The 16207-nt window shown below is 63.8% G+C and carries 14 protein-coding genes; 10 read left to right on the top strand and 4 right to left on the bottom strand.

Annotated features, from left to right (window positions below; all coding sequences use genetic code 11):
* Nucleotides 1-88 precede the first annotated feature (88 nt).
* On the bottom strand, nt 89-637 hold the full coding sequence (msrA, locus tag GSQ83_RS06725; RefSeq protein WP_158802115.1) for a peptide-methionine (S)-S-oxide reductase MsrA: 549 nt from the start codon (nt 635-637) through the stop codon (nt 89-91).
* Between the two features lie 95 nt (nt 638-732).
* Between msrA and GSQ83_RS06730 the strand changes: the two genes are divergently transcribed.
* The 7 genes from GSQ83_RS06730 (at nt 733) to GSQ83_RS06760 (ending at nt 7418) form a co-directional block, all read left to right on the top strand.
* Nucleotides 733-1704 (top strand): sugar kinase, encoded by a 972-nt coding sequence (locus GSQ83_RS06730; RefSeq protein ID WP_158802116.1) that lies wholly within the window; start codon nt 733-735, stop codon nt 1702-1704.
* On the top strand, nt 1701-2981 hold the full coding sequence (locus GSQ83_RS06735; protein ID WP_158802117.1) for a D-tagatose-bisphosphate aldolase, class II, non-catalytic subunit: 1281 nt from the start codon (nt 1701-1703) through the stop codon (nt 2979-2981). Before GSQ83_RS06730 ends, GSQ83_RS06735 begins: the two co-directional genes overlap by 4 nt.
* An 81-nt stretch (nt 2982-3062) precedes the next feature.
* A complete protein-coding gene (locus GSQ83_RS06740; protein ID WP_158802118.1) occupies nt 3063-3836 on the top strand; it encodes a ferredoxin--NADP reductase in 774 nt (257 codons plus the stop codon).
* Between the two features lie 6 nt (nt 3837-3842).
* Nucleotides 3843-5117 (top strand): MFS transporter, encoded by a 1275-nt coding sequence (locus GSQ83_RS06745; protein ID WP_216849962.1) that lies wholly within the window; start codon nt 3843-3845, stop codon nt 5115-5117.
* 68 nt (nt 5118-5185) lie between these two features.
* A complete protein-coding gene (locus GSQ83_RS06750; RefSeq protein WP_158802119.1) occupies nt 5186-6358 on the top strand; it encodes a benzoate/H(+) symporter BenE family transporter in 1173 nt (390 codons plus the stop codon).
* Between the two features lie 65 nt (nt 6359-6423).
* A complete protein-coding gene (locus tag GSQ83_RS06755) occupies nt 6424-7038 on the top strand; it encodes a PadR family transcriptional regulator (protein ID WP_158802120.1) in 615 nt (204 codons plus the stop codon).
* A gap of 2 nt (nt 7039-7040) precedes the next feature.
* A complete protein-coding gene (locus GSQ83_RS06760) occupies nt 7041-7418 on the top strand; it encodes a DUF2218 domain-containing protein (RefSeq protein ID WP_216849963.1) in 378 nt (125 codons plus the stop codon).
* Between the two features lie 70 nt (nt 7419-7488).
* Here GSQ83_RS06760 and GSQ83_RS06765 read toward each other — a convergent pair whose 3' ends face one another.
* From GSQ83_RS06765 to GSQ83_RS06775, 3 genes are all read right to left on the bottom strand, one after another.
* Entirely contained in the window at nt 7489-8031 is a 543-nt protein-coding gene (locus tag GSQ83_RS06765) for a hypothetical protein (protein ID WP_158802121.1), read from the bottom strand.
* A gap of 810 nt (nt 8032-8841) precedes the next feature.
* Entirely contained in the window at nt 8842-9531 is a 690-nt protein-coding gene (gene pdeM, locus GSQ83_RS06770; protein ID WP_158802122.1) for a ligase-associated DNA damage response endonuclease PdeM, read from the bottom strand.
* A gap of 17 nt (nt 9532-9548) precedes the next feature.
* Nucleotides 9549-12065: a ligase-associated DNA damage response DEXH box helicase gene (locus GSQ83_RS06775; protein WP_158802399.1), complete on the bottom strand. Its 2517-nt coding sequence runs from the start codon at nt 12063-12065 to the stop codon at nt 9549-9551.
* Nucleotides 12066-12299: 234 nt separating this feature from the next.
* Here GSQ83_RS06775 and GSQ83_RS06780 point away from each other — a divergent pair, with 234 nt between their 5' ends.
* The 3 genes from GSQ83_RS06780 to GSQ83_RS06790 all read left to right on the top strand — a co-directional run bounded on the left by GSQ83_RS06780 (nt 12300) and on the right by GSQ83_RS06790 (nt 15601).
* Nucleotides 12300-13001: a hypothetical protein gene (locus tag GSQ83_RS06780; RefSeq protein WP_158802123.1), complete on the top strand. Its 702-nt coding sequence runs from the start codon at nt 12300-12302 to the stop codon at nt 12999-13001.
* A 123-nt stretch (nt 13002-13124) separates the two neighbouring features.
* A complete protein-coding gene (locus GSQ83_RS06785) occupies nt 13125-13352 on the top strand; it encodes a hypothetical protein (RefSeq protein WP_158802124.1) in 228 nt (75 codons plus the stop codon).
* A gap of 212 nt (nt 13353-13564) precedes the next feature.
* Nucleotides 13565-15601 carry a Hint domain-containing protein gene (locus GSQ83_RS06790; RefSeq protein ID WP_158802125.1) on the top strand — a complete coding sequence of 679 codons (2037 nt, stop codon included), beginning with the start codon at nt 13565-13567 and terminating at the stop codon, nt 15599-15601.
* Nucleotides 15602-16207: the final 606 nt, after the last annotated feature.

Here is a 16207-nt window from a genome sequence, read left to right on the forward strand (position 1 = left end):
CGCCTTGCCTTCAGGGCCGCGAGCGAAGGCGTGGACCCTCGGCCTTCGCCAAGGATGACGGGCGGGGATCGCTTCGAGGTCTATAGGCTTAAGCCGCCGCAGGCTTCCGTAGCCGGCTTGTGAATTCCTTCCTAACCTTCGCGACCTTCGGCGCGATCACCACGCGGCAATAGCCGGCGTTGGGATTGCGCGAATAGTAGTCGTCATGCTCGCGCTCGGCCGGGAAGAACTGGCGCAGCGGCTCGATCGTGGTGACGATCGGCTTGCCCCAGACGGAATTCGCCTCGAATTCCGCGATGACTTCGCGGGCGACCTTCGCCTGGGCATCATCGGTCACCAAGATCGTCGAGCGGTACTGGGTGCCGACGTCGTTGCCCTGGCGGTTGAGGCTCGTCGGGTCATGGGTGGTGAAAAACACGCGCAGCAGATCCGCGAAGGACAGGACCTCGGGGTCGAAACTGACGCGCACCACTTCCGCATGGCCCGTGCGGCCGGTGCAGATCTGCTCGTAGGTCGGACTGGGCGTCTGGCCGCCGGCATAACCGGACTGGACGTCCGACACGCCATTCAGTTCCTGGAAGACCGCCTCGGTGCACCAGAAGCACCCGCCACCCAATACCGCTTGCTCGACTGACATTGTCGCTCTCCGTTTTTTGACCAACCGCCTCACACGGCATATCGGCATCGTGAGCACTCGGCAAAAGGGGCCGGATGCGCGGAGGAGGGTCCTGCATGGCTATTGCGGAAAGCGCTGCCGCTGGCGGCCGGATTGTCACGATCGGTGAGATCCTGGTCGAGATCATGGCGACACAGCCCGGCGACGGTTTCCGCGCGCCGATCGAGCTGACAGGTCCCTATCCCAGCGGCGCCCCGGCGATCTTCATCGACCAGGTGGCGAAGCTCGGCCAGCCCTGCGCCATCATTAGCTGCGTCGGCGACGATGATTTCGGCTGGGTGAATATCGACCGGCTGAAGCGGGACGGCTGCGACGTGAGCGGGATCGAGGTGCGGGATGATCAGGTCACCGGCAGCGCCTTCGTGCGCTATACGACAAGCGGCGACCGCAACTTCGTTTTCAATATCCGCAACAGCGCCGCCGGCCAGACGCGGGTGACAGAGGCCGCCGCCGCCTTGCTCGCCGACTGCGCGCATCTCCATGTGATGGGTTCCTCGCTGAGCTCCGCCAGTTTGATCCGCGAAACACAAGAGGCCGTGGCGGCGGTGAAGGGCAGGGGCGGCACGATTTCATTCGACCCGAATGTACGGAAAGAAATCCTAGGCGCGCCGGATGTGCTACAGGCGATCAGCTATATGCTCTCCGCCTGCGACATCTTCATGCCGAGTGGCGCGGAGCTCACCATGCTAACCGAGGCGAAGACGGAAGCGGCGGCGATCGCCGAGATTCTCGGCCGTGGCATCACGGCCGTCGTCGTCAAGCGCGGCGCCGAAGGGGCGAGCTATCACGACAGCACGCAGGACCGCCGCATCGCCGGCTTCGCGGTGACGGAACTGGACCCAACCGGCGCGGGCGATTGTTTCGGCGCCACCTTCGTCACCTGCCGGTTGCAGGGCCGCCCCATCGCCGATTGCCTGCGCTACGCCGCCGCCTCGGGCGCCTTGGCCGTAACCCGGCGGGGACCCATGGAGGGTACTTCGAGCTTCGCGGAACTCGACGCGCTAATCGGCGAAGGCGCGGTGCAATGAGCGCCGACATCCTTGCGAGCCTCGTCGCGGCACGGGCAGCGGGACGCCCCTTTGGCATCACCTCCGTCTGTTCGGCCCATCCGCTGGTCATCAAGGCAGCGCTGCTGCAAGCGAGCGAGGATGGTGGCCCGGCGCTCATCGAGGCGACCTGCAATCAGGTCAACCACCATGGCGGCTACACCGGAATGACCCCGGCGGGTTTTCGGGATTTCGTCGAAGGCATCGCCGCGCGGCTGGGCTTTCCGCGTGACCGTATCATCCTCGGTGGCGACCATCTCGGTCCCAACCCCTGGAAAACCCTGCCCGCGGAACAGGCGATGGCCGAGGCCGGGGCCATGGTGCGGGCCTATGCGCTGGCCGGCTTCGCCAAGCTGCATCTCGATACGAGCATGGGCTGCGCCGGTGAGCCGGTGGCGCTGTCCGATACGGTGACGGCCGAGCGCGCGGCGAAGCTTGCCGCTGTCGCCGAAGCGGCCGCCGCGGAGATCGGCTCACGGCCGTATTACGTTGTTGGAACAGAGGTTCCGACGCCGGGCGGCGCGCTCGAAGCTCTCGACCACATGCATGTCACCGCGCCGGACGCACCGCTTAAGACCTATGAGATACATAAACATATGTTTATATCTCTAGGTCTCGACGACGCCCTAAGCCGGGTTGTGGCCCTGGTCGTACAGCCCGGCGTGGAGTTTGGTCATGACAGCGTGGCGCGATACAAGCCGGAGGCGGCAACCGCTCTGTCTGCGAGCCTGGAAGGCCTGCCGAGCCTCGTCTTCGAGGCGCATTCAACGGACTACCAAAGCGAGGACGCCCTAGCCGCGTTGGTGCAGGATGGTTTTCCTATCCTCAAGGTCGGACCCGCTTTGACCTTTGCCCTGCGCGAGGCGCTTTACGGCCTCGACGCCATCGCCTCCTGCCTCATCGAGGGAGACGGGGTGGAACGGCTTCCATCGGTCATGGAGCGGCTCATGGTCGAGAAGCCGGGCAACTGGCAGGCGCATTACCACGGCACCCCCGCGGAGCAGCGGCTGCTGCGTCACTTCAGCTACAGCGACCGCATCCGCTACTATTGGGCCGAGCCCGAGGCGGTATCGGCTGTCGATGAACTCTTCGCGCGTCTCCGCGACCGGCCGATCCCACCGACCCTCGTCAGCCAGTTCCTTTCGCGGCTTTCCGACCGCGTGGCCGAGGGCCGCATTGCCGCCGATGCCCGCAGTCTGGCCCTCGAATCCGTGCGCGATGTGCTCCGGCTCTACGCTGCCGCCAGCATGGCGAGATAGGAGGGTTTCGCCGAAGACGCTTGGCAGAAAGGGCATGGCGGGACTATCTCCCCGGCATCCAAGTCGGAAGGCGAGCGGCTTATGGCGGCGTTCAATACTGAAACCGTGACTAAGGTTCATCACTGGACGGACCGGTTATTCAGCTTCCAGACTACCCGCGACCCCGCTTTCCGCTTCCTCAATGGCCAATTCACGATGATTGGATTGGAGATCGAGGGGAAACCCCTGCTCCGCGCCTATAGTCTGGCCAGCGCCAATTACGAGGAAGGCCTGGAATTCCTCAGCATCAAGGTGGCGGATGGTCCGCTGACCTCCCGCCTGCAGAATATTCGTGAGGGCGATACCGTTCTCGTCGGCCGCAAGCCGGTGGGCACGTTGGTCGCCGACAGCCTGCTGCCCGGCGAGACGCTCTATCTGCTCGGCACCGGCACTGGCCTTGCGCCCTTTATGGCGATCATCAAGGACCCCGAGATCTACGAGCGTTTTCCGCGCGTGGTTCTGGTCCATGGGGTGCGGCAAGTCGCAGAGCTTGCCTATGCCGATTACATCCAGCGCGATCTGCCGGGCGACGAGCTGATCGGCGATCTCGTCAGCGGCAAGCTCATCTATTACCCGACCGTCACCCGCGAGCCCTTCCGCAACCGCGGCAGGCTGACGGACCTCATCGCCTCCGGCACCCTGACCCAGGAGCTTGGCCTGCCGCCGATCGACAAGGCGCGCGATCGATTCATGCTCTGCGGCAGTCCCGAGATGCTGACGGACATGACCGCCTGGCTGCGCGGTCAGGGTTTCGAAGAGGGGAGCCACGCTAAGCCGGCGGAATTCGTGGTGGAGAAGGCCTTCGTGGAGAAATAGCCCTTCATGGCAAGAGACGGTCTCCGGCCCGGTTCAGCTTCGGGCCTGGCACAGAATGCCAGCGCCTCTGTGCGGGAGATCGTCGACCTCATCGAGCATTGGACGCCGGCCTTTATCCGGGCGACCTTCGGCCTGTTCTTCGCCGGTTTCTCCACCTTCGCGCTGCTGTATTCGATCCAACCGCTCCTGCCGGTGTTCTCGCGGGAGTTTCACGTCAGCGCGGCGCATTCGAGCTTCGCGCTGTCATTGACCACCGGCTTGATGGCGGTGTGCCTCTTGGGCGCCAGCAGCCTGTCCGAGAGCATCGGCCGCAAACCGATGATGATCGCCTCGGTGGTCGCATCCTCGCTGCTAATGCTGCTCTCCGCCGTGATGCCGAGCTGGACAGGGTTTCTCATCGTGCGTGCCCTCATGGGGGTAACGCTGAGCGGTTTGCCGGCGGTGGCGATGGCCTATGTGGCGGAGGAAATGCACCCCCGTTCCATCGGTCTTTCGATGGGGCTGTTCATCGGCGGCAATGCGGTGGGCGGGATGTTCGGGCGGCTCATCATCGGGCTGCTTACCGACTACATGGGGTGGCGGACTTCAATCCTATTGATAGGACTATTTTCCTTCGTCGGCAGCCTCGTGACCTGGTGGTGCCTGCCGGCGTCGCGCAACTTCCGCAGCCGGACCTTGTCACTTGCCAGCCTCGGGAGTGCCTTCGCCTCCCATCTCAAGGACGAGGCGCTGCTGCTGCTTTTCGCTGAGGGCTTCCTGCTGATGGGCGGCTTCGTCGCGATCTACAATTACCTCGGCTATCGGTTGCTGGCGCCGCCCTTCGACCTCAGCCAGTCGGCGGTGGGGTTCATTTTCGCGGCCTATCTGGTGGGCATTTTCAGTTCCGCCTGGATGGGCAATCTCGGCGGCCGGCTGGGGCGGCGGCGGGTGCTGTGGGTCGGCTTCGTTATCATGGCGGTCGGCACCGGGCTCACCGAGGCGCACAGTCTCGTCCTGGTCATTCTCGGCGTGCTGGTTCTCACTTTCGGGTTTTTCGGCGCTCATTCGATCGCGAGCAGCTGGGTGGGCGCGCGGGCGCGCCACGCAAAGGCGCAGGCCTCGTCGCTCTATTTGTTCTTCTACTACGGCGGTTCGAGCGTGGTCGGCACCTTGGGCGGCGTATTTTGGGGCCATTTCGGTTGGACGGGCGTCACGGGCATGACCGGCACGCTCATCGCAATCGGGCTACTATTATCGTGGCGCCTCAGCCACATCCAGCCGCTGGCGGTGCGATCAGCATGAGGTGGCCGGGCTCTTGACCTGACCGCACCGCTCTGGACCTTCGTCTTGCGACGGAGGGACCAGCGGCCATGCGGAATGGACTATCGGCGCAAGCCGCCTCGGCGGGGCTGCTTGCGGCACTCATCGGCTTCGCCTCCTCCTTTGCGGTCATCCTGCGAGGCCTGGGCGCGGCGGGCGCCACGCCGACGCAGGCAGCCTCCGCGCTGCTGGCGCTTTCGGTCGCCATGGGCGTCTGCGGCATTTTGCTGAGTGTCGGGACGCGCGTGCCGGTCAGCGTCGTCTGGTCGACGCCGGGCGCTGCCTTGCTCATCAGCGCGCCACCGGTTCCGGGTGGCTATGGCTATGCCGTGGGCGCCTTCATGCTGGCGAGCCTTCTGGTGATCCTCGCGGGACTCTGGACACCGCTGGGCCGGCTGGTCTCCGCCATTCCGCGCTCGCTCGCCAATGCCATGCTTGCGGGCGTGCTGTTCGAGCTTTGCCTCGCGCCGGTGCAGGCACTCGAACAGCAACCGCGTGATGCGATCATCATTCTGCTCGTCTGGGCCGCGGTGGGGCGGTTCCGGCGGCTCTATGCCGTGCCGGCCGCCGTGGTCGCGACGCTGATTCTGGCGGGCCTGGCGCTTCATCACGGCAGCACCGGCTTGCAGCTCCACCCGGTGCTGACCCTGATCGAGCCGCACTTCGCCTGGGCGACGATCGCCAGCGTCACCATCCCGCTATTCGTTGTGACCATGGCGTCGCAGAATATCCCCGGCCTGGCCGTGCTGCATATGAACGGCTACCGGCCGTCTCCGCGCCTGTTGTTCGCGAGCGCCGGGTTTACTGGCTTCCTGACGGCGCCCTTCGGCGGTCACATGCTCAACCTCGCGGCCATTACGGCGAGTCTCTGCGCCGGGCCGGATGCGCATCCTGACCCGGCCCGGCGCTGGTGGGCCGCGGTGGTCGCCGGGGTCGGCTACATCTTCCTCGGACTCCTCTCGGGCGCCATCACGACCTTTATCGCGCTGTCCTCGCCGGTGCTGATTGCCGCGGTCGCCGGTCTCGCGTTGCTCGGCCCCCTCGGCGGTGCACTGGCCGGCGCGACCGCGGAACCGGCGGAGCGCGACGCCGCCATTCTTACGTTTCTCATTCCGGCTTCGGGTCTCAATTTCCTCGGCATCGGAGGCGCCTTCTGGGGCCTGGCGGCGGGCTGCGCGGTGCTGGCGATCCAGGGCAAAGGGCTATTCAGAAGAGCTGTCTAAGATATATCTTGACTCTTCGGTTCAGCGATATATCTTGAGCGTGTCGAACCAAGAAAGGACACGACATGTTTGGACATCATCATCTCGGCTGGGGCCGCCGCTTCGCCCATGACAACGAGGACAGCCCGCGCGGCGAGCGGGACGGCGAAGGCCGTTTCGGCGGCCGACACGGACGGCATGGCCCATGGGGTCACGATCGCCATGAGGGGCGAGGCGGTCGCGGCCGGGTCTTCGATCAGGGGGAGTTGCGACTTGTGCTTCTCGCGCTGATCGCCGAGCAGCCGCGCCATGGCTACGAGATCATCAAGGCCATCGAGGAGAAGCTCGGCGGCAGCTACAGCCCGAGCCCGGGAGTGATCTACCCGACCCTGACGCTACTCAACGAGCTGGGCTTTGCCACCGTCAGCGAGACCGGCGGCGGGCGCAAACTCTACACCATCACCGAGGAAGGCCAGGCCGATCTCGCAGCGAATAAGCCGAACGTAGATGCGATTTTCGCTCGCATGGAGCGGACTTCGGCCTCGTCCTCGGGCAACCGGTCGCCGCAAGTAGTGCGGGCGGTGCAGAATATGCGGACCGCGCTGCATATGCGCCTGTCACGCGGTCCGCTGGCGGATGGCGAGGCTCAGGCTATCGCCGATGCCTTGGATGCCGCCGCCCGTGCTATCGAACGGGCCTGAGCATGATCGGCGAGATTATGCTCTCCCTTAACCAGACGGGGGCGGCTAATCCCGCCCCCGCAACGGAGACGACGAGGATGCTGGTAACCGAGACGTTTTGGGAAACGCCCAGCCCGGCCCGCTATATGGGCCAGCTCTGCAAGCATTTCGCGCATCGCGCGCCGGTAGTGCTGAATGAGGCTGACGGCAAGATCACCTTCTCCTTCGGCACCTGCGACGCGATTGCCGAAGCGACCGGCTTGCGCATGCGCGCCACGGCGCCGGATGCGGAGGACATGGCTCAGCTGCAGCGGGTCATCATCAGCCACCTGCAGCGCTTCGCCTTCCGCGAGATGACGGAGGAGCAGGCGGCGGCGATAGTTTGGAGCGCCGCCGGCTGACGGTCGACGATCGCTGAACGAGATTGGTGAGGGGTCGGTCGATTTTTTTGGCTTACAGTCTAGATGTAGATCAGAGCAACGAGTTTGCCAGATTGTAGTACTGAATTCGAAGCGAATATATGTCGACGTTCGTAGGGGGCCCGCCGGATAGCGAATTCTTATAAGCTGTAGCGAGATGCTGGAAATTACGCAGAGATGCCTTTGTCGTTTCATCTGAAGTTCTCAGAATGGCCGCAGCTGCCGTGTTGATGATCCAATTGGCTGTTTCGATTCTATCGTCCGGTTTGGCACCCGCTTGGGCAGCTGCTCGAATCGTTCCTGGATCAATGTGGTAGGTCGATGGCTTCAGCTTTCGCGTCAAGTTGCAGGCAAACCTGTAGAGAAAGCTTGGGGGCTTTTGAGGCAGAGGTGGTCCAACGAACGCGATATTCTGTGGCGTTGGATTCAGAATTAACGCGATTTCCCGTGGCTGCTCATGCGGACGAAAGAATTTGTCTTGAGGAAATTGGCCTTGCTTGCTGTTTGATTTTGCGGGATGCAATTCGAACTTTTTTTGAGCTGGTGGCGACGGATCTCTATTGGAAGGCCGGCCCCCTGGTTGTATCCACGTCATGCATCTGCGTCCTTTTATGTCGCGCCCCGTTGCCTTCCGGGATCGCGATTGAAACTCGCATTTAGGTTGTTTCATCGCGGTATATATTTCGATAAGCGAACGCTGATTTCATCGCGTATATTGAGCTTCACAACGGCTTTAAGTCGTTGCCGGAATACTTGGGATCCTCATCTCGCGAGGCGCTCTGATCCACAACAGGGATCGCATTGCGACATAAGGTCGATGTTTTGCGCGGAGCAAGGACGCAAAGCCGCTCGCGTCGCAGCAGAAGATACGCGGGCTGCTGGCATCAGGGGGCGGTGGCCGCCGGTGACGAAGCAGGGGCGCGTGACGACCAGCCCACGCACCGGGACGCTCGCCTTGGGAGATGGTGGTCGCAGAGTTTACACTCCGGCACTACGGGGTGCGAAGTGAAGGATCGCCGTCAAAATATGGAATCGGTGCTCTCTCGTCGCGGTGCGTTGACACGGAAAACCGAGCTTCGCGGGCGGGGGTTGAGGTACTGCTCAACCGCATCGCGTGGGCCGATGAATATTGATGAACCTAGCTGACCTGGACCTTGTTGCCTTAGAGGCGCAACCGCAACGTACTGCCGCTGCACCCACGGAGTTGCGGCAGGCTTCTGTGGTTTATTTCGGCTAAGCAAATTCCTCTACGTTTCGCGGAAACTGCCATCGGGGCCGGCTTCCACTGGTATTTGCCGCGGTGCCGAGGCAACGGGAGATGAGCGCGTCATGGTCTTTCCTGAGTGCTGTTGGCTTCTCGTCACGCTGAGGATTGCACTGAACGGCCTAAGGAAGCGTAACGACATCACGCCGCCCGCGCGCCCCGCGCGAGCTGAAAGTGGTACAGCCGCTCGCGCCCCAGCAGAAAGATGCGCGGGCCGCGTGGGAACAGGGACGCGATGGCGGCGTCGCTCACATCCAGGCCGCCCGTATAGGCGCCGAAAGCTGGCAGCATCAGCCGCCGGTGACCATCGGTCACGAAGCAGGGGCGGGTGACCACCAGCCCTCGCACCGGAACGCTCGCCTTGGGATGATGGTGGCCGCAGAGTTCACCCTCCGGCGGCACGCCCGCCCGTGCCTCGTGGCGGAAGACGAGTGGTCCCTCCGCCCAGTCGGGCACGACGTGGCCGGGCAAGCTCTCCGGCAGGGCCGGATCGTGATTGCCCAGCACCCAGGTGAAGGCCGCGCCATCCGCCATCAGCGCGAGGCGCTGGCGATCGGCCGGCTGCAGGCTCAGCGCGCCTTCCTCGTCGTGGAAGCTGTCACCCAGCGCGACAACCCGCGTGGGCCGATAATGCCGTAGCAACAGCGCCATACGGTCCAGAGTTGTCCGGCTGTCATAGGGCGGGAGCAGGCGCCCGCGCCGCGCGGCGGCCGCCGCCTTCTCCAGATGCAGATCGGCGAAGATGAGCATGCTCGCGGCGGGCCAGAAGACGGCACCAGCGGGATCGAGCATGAGGCGCTCGCCAGCCAGATGTAGAAGGGCGGCTGTCATAGGCGGAACTTCATATTCTAGGTGAACCTCAGGTCGAAGCGCGGTGATCTGGCAAGAACGTTCTCGGCATGTTCCTCCCCTGTTGCCTCTGCGACAAGAGCCTCCGCCTCTGCCAGTAAATCCTCCTCGGCTTCGCCCTGCACATGCTCGCGGCCGATGTCGAGGATGACCGGCACGGCCAGCGGCGAGACGCGATCGAGGATGACGTGGTGAATTTTCCCGCGCACCCGCTGCAGCATGCCGGAGAGGCGGCCGAGATCGGTGAGGCCGCCCGCGGCATCGGCCCAGGTCGCGCGCAGCAGAATATGATCGGGCTGGTGGCGGCGAAGCACGTCGTAGATGAGATCGCTGTTCACGGTCACTTGCCGCCGGTTGCGCTCGGCTCCCGGCATCTGCCGGTCGATCAGCCCCGCCACCACCGCGACATTGCGGAAGGTGCGCCGGAGCATTGAACTCTCGGCCATCCAGGCTTCGAGATCGTCGCCCATCATATCCTGGGAGAAGAGTGCCGCTATGTCATGCGGCTCATGCGCCGACCAGGCGGCGAGCACGTAATCGGTCGCGACATAGCCGAGCGGCCCGATGCCGAAACGCTCCATGCGGCGGGTGAGGAGCATGCCGAGCGTCTGGTGGGCGTTACGACCCTCGAAGCAATAGGCGACCAGATACCAGCGGCCGCCGCGCGGGAAGGTTTCCACCAACAAGTCGTCGGCGCCGGGCAGCGCGGAGCGTTCCCGCTGGATGGCGAGCCATTCCTGCACCGGCTCGGGGAACGCCGGCCAGCTTTCCGGATTACTCATCAGGCCGCGCACACGGACGGCGAGGCCCGTGGTGAGCGGCAGCCGGGCTCCGGCATAGGTTGGCACGCGAGGCGGCCCGCTTCCGCCTTCTGCGACCTCGGCGGTGGTTTCACGCAACCGCACGAACCGCAGCAAGCGGCCGGCGAACATGAAGGTGTCGCCCGCCGTTAGACCGGAGACGAACCATTCCTCGACCTCGCCCAGGAAAGCGCCCCGGCCGAGGCGCAGCTTGATCATCGGCGCCTCGACGATAGTGCCGATATTCATGCGGTATTGGCGCGCGACGCGGGCGTTGCGGACATGCACCCGGCCCTCGAAATCGCGGAATAGTTTCCTATATCTTTCGTAGGCGGCGAGGGCGTAGCCGCCGTTTTCCACGAAGTTCAGCACTGCCTCGAAGGTCGCGCGGTCCACTGCCGCAAAGGGTGCCGCTCGGGTGATCTCGGCGAAGGCCTCATCCGGCAGGAAGGGTGCGGCGCAGGCGAGACCGAGAAGATGCTGCGCCAAAACATCCAGCCCGCCGGGCCGGGGCGCGTCGCCATCCAGCTCGCGGGCGGCCACCCCCTGGCGTGCCGCTTCGCATTCCAGAACCTCAAAGCGGTTGGCCGGGACCAGGATGGCGTGACTGGTCTCGTCCATGCGGTGGTTCGCGCGGCCAACGCGCTGTAACAGACGCGAGACGCCCTTGGGTGCGCCGACCTGGATCACCTGATCGACGCCGCCCCAGTCGATGCCCAGATCGAGCGAGGAGGTGGCGATCACGCCGCGCAGCCGCCCCTCGGCCATCGCGGCCTCGACCTTGCGCCGCTGATGAACGTCCAGGCTGCCGTGGTGGATGGCGATAGGAAGAGTGTCCTCGTTAATCTTCCAAATATCCTGGAACAGCAACTCGGCTTGGGCACGGGTATTGACGAAGATGATGGTCAGGCCGGCGGCCTTAACCCGTTCCAGGATATCCGGCGCGGAGGCGAGGCCCATATGGCCCGACCAGGGCAGGTGGCCGGCCGGCAGCATGATCGAGAGGTCCGGCGGCGCCGGATCGGCCACCTCGATGAGGGTGACATTGCCGCCCTGGCCATCGGCCGAGACATAGGCCGCCAGCGGCACCTTATGCGCGACCGTCGCCGACAGTCCGATCCGCACCGCTTCGGGCGCCAGCCGGTCGAGCCGGGCAAGGCCGAGGGAGAGCAGGTCGCCGCGCTTAGTGCCCGCCAGCGCATGCACCTCGTCGAGGATGATACTGCGTAGGTCGCGGAACATCGTGGGGGCGCCGTCCAAGGAGAGCAGCAACGAGAGGCTTTCGGGCGTCGTAAGCAGGATATCGGGCGGCGTTTCCCGCTGGCGCTGGCGGCGGTTCTGCGGCGTATCGCCGGTGCGTGTCTCGACACGGATGGGCAGATCCATCTCGGTCACCGGGTCCATCAGGTTGCGGGCGATATCGGTCGCGAGCGCCTTGAGCGGGCTGAGATAGAGGGTGTGGACACCACGCGGCGGCGCATCCTCGGCCGGGACGGGGCGTTCCGCGAGCGCGATCAGGCTCGGCAGGAAGCCGGAGAGCGTCTTGCCTCCTCCGGTCGGTGCGATCAGCAGGACATGGCTGCCGGCCCGTGCCGCCTCCAGCACGTCAATCTGGTGTGGCCGAGGCCGCCACCCGCGCGCCGCGAACCATGCGGCAAAGGCCGGGGGCAGCGATTGCGGAAGCGTGGGAAGGGCGGCGGGGCGGCGTCTGCTCATCGCGACGAGAACATAGCGTGAATCCTGCGTCGGCCCAGCCACTTTCTCTCATTGGTGCGGTGCGGCGGGGATGGCGCTGTGGGTATCTTTGCAAACAGCACGAAACGTTAGCGTGACGCAAAGATGACGTTTAAGACGTTCTATAACGCTGCGCTTAGGGGTGGCGGTCGGATGTTGCTGGCAGACAACCGTCCGGCTATCTCTCGTCTGCGCATGAATCGAGGAGTTTGGCTGATGGGCAGAAGCCGAAGTCCGTCCTATCCCCAGATCGGCCTGCGGGAAGCGGTCCAACGCGTAAAATCCGTCTACGACCGCGATTACAGAAATGTTTTGACGCGAGAGGTCGCGGCAGAGCGCCTGGGCTATTCGGGCCTGAACGGAAAGTCTCTCGCGGTTCTCGCGGCCCTGGGCCGTTTCGGTCTGGTCGAGGGGCGGGGCGACGAGGTGAGGGTTACCGATCTCGCGGCCCGTATCCTCGCCTATCCGGGCGCGTCGCCTGAACGAAGCGAGGCGGTGGCCGAGGCCGCGGCCAAACCCGCGCTCTTCGGCCGTCTCGATGAGCGGTTCGCCGAGGGTGCTTCCAGTGACGCGGCGATACGCGCCTGGCTCGTGACCCAAGGGTTCATCCCGCCCGCAGCCGAAGCCACGGTCCGCTCCTATCGGGAGACGAAACAGTTCCTGGCGGAACAACTTGTTCGGCAGCCGGTTTCGATGCCGTCCACCACCGAACGCCATTCCCTCAGCGAGGTGGTTTCACTGGTCGAGCCGTCCGCTCGGCCCGAGGGCGTCCGGCGCGCGGTCTTCGGCTTGGCGGAAGGCGAGGTCGTCATTACCGCACCGGTTTTCCTCTCCGCCGAGAGCGTCGACGATCTGAGAGACTACCTCGAGGTCTTTATGAAACGGGCGCTTCGCGAGGCAGGGCTTACCGATTCCTAGCGACGTCCGGGTGATGTCGGGACCGGCTGCAATCCTAAGAGCCGTCTAAGTGTTTCAGAAGATAACCAAATCTTAACCCACTCCACCACTACTTTGGCCCGAAAGTAACCGGAGGCTTGAAATATGGCGGAAACACCATCACTGCAACAAATGCCTGTGGGATCCGCGAGCACAGAGTGTTTCGATACTAGTACATTTACACTTCCGAACCATCGCGTTGCGGCAAAACAGAAACGGAAGAAGGAGCGCGAAGCGGAGCTTGCGATGCGGGAAACGATGGCAAAAGAAGATACGGCTGCGAGCAGCTTGGTCACCCGCAAAACTTCTTCGCCGGAAGGGGTGAATGAGTGAAATCTTATCCGTAGCGATCCACGCCTACTACCCCGACAGCGGCATCAACGAGACGGAAGCCCGAAGTCTCTTTGCGAGCAGCGCCAGAGATCGCACGGTGACCAAGCCGGCCTCCGGCGACACGGGGTTTCGGAACGCGTACGCTAAAATAAATCTTACGATTGGTCACAGAGGCCCTATGGTTCCAGTACCGAAACGACAGGACCTCTGTGATGGGCGAGCCGGACATCTTCTCGGATAGTCACGCGACCACCGGGGCGACCGGTCCGAGCCAGTATCTATGGAGCGATGCGGCCAATTGGTCGGATGGCATCCCAACGAACGGCGAAGCCGTTGTCGTCGGCGGCACGGGGACGGACGATATCCCGGGCCTCAGCCTCCCCAGCGTGACGGTGCTCGCCGACGGTGTGCTCTATAACATCGATGATCTCTCGGTCGGCAGCCTGCTAGTGGATGACAATGCCACTGTCGTCGATGATGCCGAAGGAGGCACGCCCAGCACACTGACGATAGCGTCGATCCTCGGAGATGGGACGGGAGACGCCGAAGGCGCGACCGCCGCGGTGGTGGCCGCACTCGGTGGCGGCGCGGTGGTACATCTCACCGGCAGTGACCCCGGACTCTATTACGCGGCAACGGATCGTGGCGTGGTGCAGCTGGATGACGCACCCAACGCAAACTCCGCTTTTTCCTTCCTCGACCCGGCGCGGCCGGGTATTTTCGCCTTCTCCAATCCGGGGACCGTGATTCAGGCGTCGCTTCTCGGCCTCGGCACCGGCGATGCCATCGAGTTGCCCGGCACCTTTTTCTCCGCCGTGACGATCAGCCCGAGCGCGGTCACCATCGTCTCCAACGCCGGAACGGTTGCCTTCACGGATGTGAGCTACGCGACCTCTCTCACCGGCGAAGCGATCGCGAAGGATCCCAGCACCAACCTCGATGCCCTGACTTTGCTGGGCTACACAACATTCGAGCAGACCGTTCCTGCAGGCGGTCCATTCCTCTGGAGCGACGGCCAAAACTGGACCAATGGTGCGCCGCAGGACGGCGACGGTGTGGTCATTGGCGCGGCCGGGCTCGATGACATGGCCGATCTCCATCTTGTCGGGCTGACGGCCGAGAACGGCACGGCGCTGACGGTCGAAGGCGATCTCGTAGCCACCGCGATGCAGCTTGCCGGCGGTGCCACGATCACCGTCAGCGCCACCGCCGGAAACCCGCACGGGATCCTTACTGGTCAGGTGAGCGGTGGTGGCAGCCTCGTCTTGAACGGCGCTGGAGCTTCGGCGGAGGTTGGCGTCGATGGCGGTGCTGACTACACGCTTCTAAACGGCGGGATCCTCGCGCTCGAAAGCACTGTCGCCGTCAGTACCGACATCGACTTTGTGGATGGCGAGAGCGACACCCTGGCGCTTGCCGCTCCGGGCGCCACGATCGATGCTGGGCTGGCCGGGCTCTCAGCGGGCGATATTCTGGAACTTCCAGGCACCAGCGTGGTCGGCGTCACGATTGGCAGCTCCACGCTCACCATCGTGACCAATATCGGCACCTATAATTTCGACGATGTTGCGTACGGCATCCAGCCTGCCGATTATACCTCGGGAGAAGACGAGGTACGCGGCCTCGCCACCATCGACTTCACACCCGCCTGCTTCGCCGCGGGCAGCCGGATCCTGACGCCCGGGGGAGAGGTTCCGGTGGAAGAGCTTGGCCCTGGGGGAATGGTCATTACCGCCGACGGCAATGCGCGGGCTATCCGCTGGGTCGGCCGGCGCCGCGTGTATTTCGGCCTTCAGCCTGATCCGACAAAGTTCCTACCCGTCCGCGTCCCGGCTGGCACTTTTGGACCCGACGTGCCTCAACGGGATCTATACCTCTCGCCGGATCACGCGATTTATTCGGAAGGCGTGCTCATCCCGATCAAGCATCTCATCGATGGCCACGGCATTGTCCCCGTGGATACCGAGACCGTGCTCTACTGCCATGTCGAGCTCGAGACGCATGATGTCCTGCTTGCCGAAGGCATGCCGGCGGAGAGTTTTCTCGATACTGGAGTCCGGGCGGCCTTCGCGAATGGCGGCACCCTCGCGCAATTGCACCCGGACTTTGCGGCCGCAGAGGAGCCGCTGGTCTGGGAGGCAATGGCCTGCGCGCCGCTGATAGTGACCGGTGCCGAAGTCGCCCGGCTGCGCCAGATCATCGCCGCCCGCGACTGCGCAAAAGGTCGCGATCGCCGTTCGTTGGCGTGATTGGAACCGCACAATCCGAGAAGTCCGCTAGCGGCTACCGCGCGTACTTTAAGCGCAGAGCGTTTTCGCGTTTCGGCGTCCCGGGGGCCGATACAAACCATGAGCGCGCCGAAGGCGACAATTTTTTAGTCGCAATACCGCAACGAAATTATAAGCATGCTTCGGTTACAAAAGCGGCGTGCATGGTCACGCAGCGAAGGCAGCGTGCGACTGATCTCTGCTTGAACTTGGAACATAATTCTTCGGTCGTCGTCGGGCGGCTGGCAGGACAGAAGACAATGGCGATAGGGCCAACGACACAAGCCACGCTTACGTCGGCGCGAGCACTGCGTGAGGAGCAAACGACGACGCCCTTCGAGCCGAAGCCGACAATTCCGCAGCCTCAGCACGCACCTGGCGGCTTGAGTTGCTACAGAGTCGTTAAGCGGCTCCCTAAGGCCTTTCTGCAACTCGAGCGGCAGTCTGGCCCGCAAAACTCACCGCACACGATCGCTATGGAAGAGAAGGAATTTCTTCGCGCAAATCACGGAGGTCTCGTACCGATAAATTGGGAAAAGGCGCAATTGCTCCCGGATCAAAACAGAGCATCAGCTGAGGACGCTGAAC

Source organism: Acidisoma sp. L85 (genome assembly GCF_009765865.1).
Classification (GTDB): Bacteria; Pseudomonadota; Alphaproteobacteria; order Acetobacterales; family Acetobacteraceae; genus Acidisoma.

Coding starts and splice junctions, on each gene's coding strand:
- GSQ83_RS06735 (WP_158802117.1), top strand. CDS start 1,701: ATGAGCGCCGACATCCTTGCGAGCCTCGTCGCGGCACGGGCAGCGGGA.
- GSQ83_RS06760 (WP_216849963.1), top strand. CDS start 7,041: ATGATCGGCGAGATTATGCTCTCCCTTAACCAGACGGGGGCGGCTAAT.
- GSQ83_RS06750 (WP_158802119.1), top strand. CDS start 5,186: ATGCGGAATGGACTATCGGCGCAAGCCGCCTCGGCGGGGCTGCTTGCG.
- GSQ83_RS06730 (WP_158802116.1), top strand. CDS start 733: ATGGCTATTGCGGAAAGCGCTGCCGCTGGCGGCCGGATTGTCACGATC.
- GSQ83_RS06745 (WP_216849962.1), top strand. CDS start 3,843: ATGGCAAGAGACGGTCTCCGGCCCGGTTCAGCTTCGGGCCTGGCACAG.
- GSQ83_RS06740 (WP_158802118.1), top strand. CDS start 3,063: ATGGCGGCGTTCAATACTGAAACCGTGACTAAGGTTCATCACTGGACG.
- GSQ83_RS06780 (WP_158802123.1), top strand. CDS start 12,300: ATGGGCAGAAGCCGAAGTCCGTCCTATCCCCAGATCGGCCTGCGGGAA.
- pdeM (WP_158802122.1), bottom strand. CDS start 9,531: ATGACAGCCGCCCTTCTACATCTGGCTGGCGAGCGCCTCATGCTCGAT.
- GSQ83_RS06785 (WP_158802124.1), top strand. CDS start 13,125: ATGGCGGAAACACCATCACTGCAACAAATGCCTGTGGGATCCGCGAGC.
- GSQ83_RS06775 (WP_158802399.1), bottom strand. CDS start 12,065: ATGAGCAGACGCCGCCCCGCCGCCCTTCCCACGCTTCCGCAATCGCTG.
- GSQ83_RS06755 (WP_158802120.1), top strand. CDS start 6,424: ATGTTTGGACATCATCATCTCGGCTGGGGCCGCCGCTTCGCCCATGAC.
- msrA (WP_158802115.1), bottom strand. CDS start 637: ATGTCAGTCGAGCAAGCGGTATTGGGTGGCGGGTGCTTCTGGTGCACC.
- GSQ83_RS06790 (WP_158802125.1), top strand. CDS start 13,565: ATGGGCGAGCCGGACATCTTCTCGGATAGTCACGCGACCACCGGGGCG.
- GSQ83_RS06765 (WP_158802121.1), bottom strand. CDS start 8,031: ATGACGTGGATACAACCAGGGGGCCGGCCTTCCAATAGAGATCCGTCG.